Here is a 6712-nt window from a genome sequence, read left to right as displayed (position 1 = left end):
TGCTTATCGCCCTGGCGAGACGACGCTGCGACGTTCTGTTCGCCATGATGCGCGACGGGACTTTTTATACCCCGCAGGGGTCATAACATGCTTGACTACTTAATAGGGGCACCCCCCAACAGAGGCGGAACAATGGCGCTGCCGAATGCCAGACGCAGCCAGTCAGCCAGATTTTGCAAGGGGTTATACCACGGCAGCAATTTACGTAGCAGCACTGCCCCGACCACGGCTTCAACAATATTGATGGTCGTCCAGGTCATGTTCAGCGAGCTGGTGGAAAAAAGCAGGATGGATGCGGCGATATTTCCCAGCGAACAGCTCAGCGCAATTCCCGGCCACATGCGCCCGGCATGGCGATAAAACGCCACCATCATGATGGACGTCGGGAACCACAGTGGGGCGAGTTGGGTGCCAAACTGCGAAAGCTCAAGCGAGACAAGAGTAAAGATAAACGAGACTAAACCTAAACTGACCAGGTGAAGCAGCGGGTGGGGCAGGGCAATTAATACATGCTGTGATTGTTTGCTTATTACCGCTTTATCCGCAAGGCCAGGTCGCCAGTATTCGTTTCTGTGTTTATGCTAGTACAAAAGTTTTACATTTTATATGCGAATTGCTCATAAAGTGACGTAAAGGCGGATAATTTGCGCAACTGCGTATAACATTTTTTACCTTACATAAAACTGATCAACGTAATTTGCCACCGGGAATTCTTTGTCAACAATTAACTCTGAGCGCGCGGCAACGCTATTCGACTGGTATCAGACGGATGAAATCCCTATAATTGCCGCGTTTGGCGCTTCGTCGCCCCCTTCCTAACATCCAGGTTAATCAGGTCGCTAAATATATGACTGATCAGTCTCATCAGTGCGTCATTATCGGTATCGCTGGCGCATCGGCTTCCGGCAAGAGTCTTATTGCCAGTACCCTTTATCGTGAATTACGTGAGCAAGTCGGTGATGAACACATCGGCGTAATTCCCGAAGACTGCTATTACAAAGATCAAAGCCATCTGTCGATGGAAGAACGCGTTAAGACCAACTACGACCATCCCAGCGCGATGGATCACAGCCTGTTGCTTGAGCATTTACAAGCGTTGAAACGCGGCTCGGCAATTGACCTGCCGGTTTACAGCTATGTTGAACATACGCGTATGAAAGAAACGGTGAAGGTTGAGCCGAAGAAGGTCATCATTCTCGAAGGCATTTTGTTGCTGACGGATGCGCGTTTGCGTGACGAACTTAACTTCTCCATTTTCGTTGATACCCCGCTGGATATCTGCCTGATGCGCCGCATCAAGCGTGACGTTAACGAGCGTGGGCGTTCAATGGATTCCGTGATGGCGCAATATCAAAAAACCGTGCGCCCGATGTTCCTGCAATTCATTGAGCCTTCTAAACAATATGCGGACATTATCGTGCCGCGCGGCGGGAAAAACCGCATCGCGATCGATATATTGAAAGCGAAAATAAGTCAGTTCTTTGAATAAGCTTGATAAATTGTGTACCGTTCAGTGATAAGCTGGTATGCCCTTGACGTAATTGGCGTTAAGGGAGTGATGCGCGAAAGGAGAAAATGCCATGCGTCTGTGTGACCGAGATATTGAAGCCTGGCTTGATGAAGGCCGTTTGTCGATCAACCCACGTCCGCCAGTGGAGCGTATTAACGGCGCGACGGTGGATGTACGCCTGGGCAATAAATTTCGTACCTTCCGTGGTCACACGGCAGCGTTTATCGATCTGAGCGGTCCCAAAGATGAAGTGAGCGCCGCGCTTGACCGCGTGATGAGCGATGAGATCGTTCTCGACGAGGGCGAGGCGTTCTATCTTCACCCAGGAGAGCTGGCGCTGGCGGTGACGCTGGAGTCGGTGACGCTGCCAGCCGATCTGGTGGGCTGGCTGGACGGGCGTTCCTCTTTGGCGCGTCTGGGGCTGATGGTGCACGTCACCGCGCACCGTATCGATCCGGGCTGGTCTGGTTGCATTGTGCTGGAGTTCTACAACTCCGGTAAGCTGCCGCTGGCGCTGCGTCCGGGCATGTTAATTGGTGCGCTGAGCTTTGAGCCGCTTTCCGGCCCGGCGGCGCGACCTTACAACCGCCGTGAAGATGCGAAATATCGCAACCAGCAGGGCGCGGTAGCCAGCCGAATCGATAAAGACTAATTCAGGCCCATTGAGGATACCATGAGACGATTTCTGACGACGCTGATGATACTCCTGGTCGTGCTGGTGGCCGGGTTATCTGCGTTAGTGTTGCTGGTGAATCCGAATGATTTCCGCGACTATATGGTCAAGCAAGTTGCTGCACGTAGCGGTTATCAATTGCAGCTCGACGGGCCACTGCGTTGGCACGTCTGGCCGCAGCTTAGTATCCTCTCCGGGCGAATGTCTCTCACCGCCCAGGGCGCAAGCCAGCCACTGGTTCGCGCCGACAACATGCGTCTGGACGTGGCGCTTTTACCACTACTGAGTCATCAACTGAGCGTTAAGCAGGTGATGCTAAAAGGGGCAGTGATCCAACTGACGCCGCAGACGGAAGCGGTGCGCAGTGAAGACGCTCCGGTTGCACCGCGCGACAATACCTTGCCGGATCTGTCAGACGATCGCGGATGGTCGTTTGATATATCCAGTCTTAAGGTGGCGGACAGCGTTCTGGTGTTCCAGCATGAAGATGACGAGCAGGTGACAATCCGCAATATCCGCCTGCAAATGGAACAAGATCCCCAACATCGTGGCTCATTTGAGTTCTCCGGGCGGGTTAATCGCGATCAGCGCGATCTCACGATATCCCTTAACGGTACGGTAGATGCTTCTGATTATCCGCATGATTTAACAGCGGCTATTGAACAAATTAACTGGCAGTTGCAGGGTGCCGATTTACCAAAACAAGGTATTCAGGGACAGGGGAGTTTCCAGTCCCAGTGGCAGGAGTCACATAAACGCCTTTCATTTAACCAAATTAGTTTGACCGCCAATGACAGTACGCTGAGCGGGCAAGCACAGGTCACGCTGACAGAGAAACCGGAATGGCAGCTGAGACTGCAATTCCCGCAACTGAATCTTGACAACCTCATCCCGCTTAATGAAACCGCGAATGGTGAAAACGGTGCCGCGCAGCAGGGGCAGAGCCAATCAACGTTGCCGCGCCCGGTCATTTCTTCGCGTATTGATGAACCGGCCTATCAGGGACTGCAAGGCTTTACAGCTGATATTTTGTTGCAGGCCAGTAACGTGCGCTGGCGCGGAATGAATTTTACAGATGTTGCCACGCAAATGACCAACAAGTCGGGTTTGCTGGAAATTACTCAACTGCAGGGCAAGCTTAACGGTGGAAAGGTTTCACTGCCGGGCACGCTGGACGCGACATCAATAAATCCGCGGATAAACTTCCAGCCACGGCTGGAGAACGTTGAGATTGGTACCATTCTGAAGGCGTTTAACTATCCGATTTCGTTGACCGGAAAAATGTCACTGGCTGGTGATTTCTCCGGTGCTGACATAGATGCCGACGCATTCCGCCACAACTGGCAAGGGCAGGCGCATGTTGAGATGACCGACACACGTATGGAAGGGATGAACTTCCAGCAGATGATTCAGCAAGCGGTAGAGCGTAATGGCGGTGATGTGAAGGCCGCTGAAAACTTCGATAACGTGACGCGGCTTGACCGCTTTACCACCGATTTGACGTTGAAGGATGGCGTCGTGACGTTAAACGACATGCAAGGTCAATCGCCTGTGCTGGCGCTGACAGGGGAAGGCATGTTGAATCTGGCAGATCAAACCTGCGACACCCAGTTTGATATTCGGGTCGTGGGTGGCTGGAACGGGGAAAGCAAACTGATTGATTTCCTCAAAGAAACGCCAGTACCGCTGCGGGTTTATGGCAACTGGCAGCAACTCAATTACAGCCTGCAAGTGGATCAGTTACTGCGCAAACATCTACAGGACGAAGCGAAACGTCGCCTGAATGACTGGGCCGAGCGGAATAAAGATTCCCGCAATGGCAAAGATGTGAAGAAGTTGCTGGAGAAGATGTAGGTTACCAGGTGACCTGTCCTGTAGGCCTGATAAGACGCGTAAAGCGTCGCATCAGGCGTTCGCGGCGGCACTATTATATTCTGAATATGTAAGATCGAAGGCTGTTCCGTTCACTTGATGTTCCTCGCTACTATGGAACGCTCAAGCCGGTGAACGTGCCAGGGTGGCTCAATCGCCACCACCCTGGCAACCCGGGCTCCCGGCGGTAAATCGCCGCTGGCGCGGTTCCCTCATCTTATTCCTTTCGGCTATCGGGTACGGGCGCGAGGTAACATCCCTGTAAAACGCGCCCTCAGCCCACATCCATGTGGGCTGCCCCAGCCTACAGGAAACGATTCGGCGATTTACAGCCGGACCCACACCCCCGCTGTGATGTCCGTTTACCACAGACAACGCTTCATTGCTGAAGTTATAAGGCGTTACGCAGCATTGGGTAAAATGGCCGATACCATCACACCTCGTACTCCATCTCGCCATCCTTACGCAGCGGTATAATCTGCACCTTCTGCACGCGATGGCTTTCCACCTGCAACGTTTTAAGCAAATAATCCCCCACCTGAACTTCTTCGCCAGGTTTTGGAATACGCTGCAAATACTCCATCAACAGCCCGGCAATGGTGTGATATTCACGTTTTTCATCCAGCGGCAGCGGCACATATTGCACCAGATCCTCCAGCGGCATATGACCATTCGCCGTCCAGGAACCGTCCGCATTCTTCTGAATATCATGGCGGGCGTCGATCTCTTCCACTTCGTTCGGTAAGTTACCGGCAATGGTTTCAGTGACGTCACTTAATGTCACAATCCCTTCCACCGAGCCAAACTCATCCACCACAAAAGCAAAGTGCGTGCGGGCATTACGGAACTGCTCCAGGGCTGGTAACAACGGCAAGGTTTCCGGGAACACCAGCGGCTGGCGAATCAACACCCGCAGGTTGAGCGGTTCGCCGCGCAGTGACTGTTGTAGCAGGTCGATAACGTGAACAACACCGAGCAAATCTTCTGCGTCATCACCGTCGGTAACCACCAGCCGCGTATGCTGATTTCGCTCCAGCAACTGGCGGATTTCTTCTTCCGGCGCGTTGAGATCGATATGCTCAATATCGTGGCGCGACGTCATAATGCTGCTGACGGTACGCTGGTTAAGATTAAGTACCCGCTCAATCATCCGCCGTTCCTGCGGATTAAAGATCTGCTGGTTTCCATGATCCACCAGCATGGACGCGGTTTCGGCGTCCAGTTCCGCATCTTCTTTTTGCCCGCTAAGCAGGCGCATTACCGCTTCGGTAGTCCGCTGGCGTAGCGTCTGATTAGCGGAAAGAAAACGTCGCCGGTTAAAGATAGCCAACTGATTGAGTGCCTCGATCATCACCGAGAAACCAATGGCAGCGTACAGGTAGCCTTTCGGAATGACGAAGCCGAAACCTTCTGCCACCAGGCTAAAGCCAATCATCAACAGGAAGCTTAAGCAGAGAATAACGATGGTCGGGTGACTGTTAACAAATTGCGTTAACGGCTTGCTGGCCATCAACATCAGGCTGATAGCGATAACCACGGCGGCCATCATGACCAGTAAATGGTCGACCATCCCGACGGCGGTAATCACTGAGTCGAGTGAGAAAATGGCGTCCAGTACCACAATTTGCGTCACCACGCCCCAGAACTTCGCACCTTTGCGTTGTGTGGGATTATTGCTGTCTTTCCCTTCCAGCCGTTCGTTCAGCTCCATCGTGGCTTTGAACAACAGGAAGAAACCACCAAACAGCATGATTAAGTCGCGGGCGCTAAAGGTAAACGAGCGGAAGCTGAACAGCGGTTGAGTCAGGGTGACCAGCCAGGAGATTGACGCTAGCAGTAACAGGCGCATTAACATCGCCAGCAGCAGCCCGGTAACCCGTGCGCGGTCGCGCTGCTTCGGCGGTAGTTTTTCGGCGAGGATGGCAATAAAGACCAGGTTATCAATGCCGAGGACCAGTTCGATCACAATCAGCGTGATTAACCCGGCCCAGATAGACGGATCGGCAATCCATTCCATAGTAAGTACAAAACCTATTCGTTGTATGACAAATGTCACAATTCGATCATGGATAAATCGGGGCAAAAATGCAATGTTGCAGCACTATTTATCTCATATTATTTGAGGGTAATAACCTCACATTATCCCTGAATTAAAAGCGGTAATAATAAAACATTATTTAAGAAATATCGCATGTGGAGACGCAATATTAAATATTGTCAACCTAAAGAAACTCCTAAAAACCATATTGAATGACACTTAATATAATTCTTAAAAATAGCCAATTGCCGAATTGTTACCTTGCCTGCTATTCCGTTAGCTGTAACACTTCCTCCTGCATTATTGGCGAGCCAATATTCAATTACCATAATGTCACCTTATATTCGGAAGTTAATTTCCGCAATAACCCTTTCTCATCAACGATTGTATGCAGAGAGGGTTTGAAAAATTAAGCTCAATCAGTGTATTGGTAGCTAAAAAGCCAGGGGCGGTAGCGTGTCTGGATGCCTGAAAGACCAGTCTGAATTATTCTGTCAATAGCCTGCGGATGAAATCAATTTTTTTAGGACTGATGCCAGTTAAATTTTTATTCAATTAACTGCAAGGTAAATGTGCATGGCGACATTGCTATTAATAGTGCACAGGATAATTACTCTGC

General features: G+C 51.2%; 5 protein-coding genes and 1 pseudogene. 4 read left to right on the top strand and 2 right to left on the bottom strand.

The annotated features are described in order from the left end of the window. Window positions 1-86: IS110 family transposase (locus ACUU1I_RS18865; RefSeq protein WP_072075162.1), on the top strand; the 86-nt coding region annotated here is incomplete at its 5' end. Window positions 87-110: 24 nt separating this feature from the next. Here the strand turns inward: ACUU1I_RS18865 and ACUU1I_RS18860 are convergent. Then, window positions 111-530, bottom strand: a pseudogene (locus ACUU1I_RS18860) (MASE1 domain-containing protein); the annotation flags it as partial. Window positions 531-847: 317 nt separating this feature from the next. On the opposite strand from ACUU1I_RS18860, the gene udk reads away from it, so the two are divergent. The 3 genes from udk to asmA all read left to right on the top strand — a co-directional run bounded on the left by udk (window position 848) and on the right by asmA (window position 4037). Then, a complete protein-coding gene (gene udk, locus ACUU1I_RS18855) occupies window positions 848-1489 on the top strand; it encodes a uridine kinase (protein ID WP_000132077.1) in 642 nt (213 codons plus the stop codon). 91 nt (window positions 1490-1580) lie between these two features. Then, window positions 1581-2162 (top strand): dCTP deaminase, encoded by a 582-nt coding sequence (gene dcd, locus ACUU1I_RS18850; RefSeq protein ID WP_001234767.1) that lies wholly within the window; start codon window positions 1581-1583, stop codon window positions 2160-2162. A gap of 21 nt (window positions 2163-2183) precedes the next feature. Next, window positions 2184-4037 (top strand): outer membrane assembly protein AsmA, encoded by a 1854-nt coding sequence (asmA, locus tag ACUU1I_RS18845; protein WP_001252355.1) that lies wholly within the window; start codon window positions 2184-2186, stop codon window positions 4035-4037. Between the two features lie 451 nt (window positions 4038-4488). On the opposite strand, the gene ACUU1I_RS18840 is transcribed toward asmA, so the two are convergent. Continuing rightward, on the bottom strand, window positions 4489-6072 hold the full coding sequence (locus ACUU1I_RS18840) for a TerC family protein (protein WP_000454701.1): 1584 nt from the start codon (window positions 6070-6072) through the stop codon (window positions 4489-4491). Window positions 6073-6712 lie beyond the last annotated feature (640 nt).

Source organism: Shigella sp. SIG3 (assembly GCF_053555855.1).
The sequence above is the reverse complement of the archived record's forward strand: the minus strand, read 5'-3'. Positions and strand labels throughout refer to the sequence as shown.

Bases quoted from the DNA above. Each gene is read 5' to 3' on its own strand.
- udk (WP_000132077.1), top strand. From the start codon at position 848: ATGACTGATCAGTCTCATCAGTGCGTCATTATCGGTATCGCTGGCGCA.
- dcd (WP_001234767.1), top strand. From the start codon at position 1,581: ATGCGTCTGTGTGACCGAGATATTGAAGCCTGGCTTGATGAAGGCCGT.
- asmA (WP_001252355.1), top strand. From the start codon at position 2,184: ATGAGACGATTTCTGACGACGCTGATGATACTCCTGGTCGTGCTGGTG.
- ACUU1I_RS18840 (WP_000454701.1), bottom strand. From the start codon at position 6,072: ATGGAATGGATTGCCGATCCGTCTATCTGGGCCGGGTTAATCACGCTG.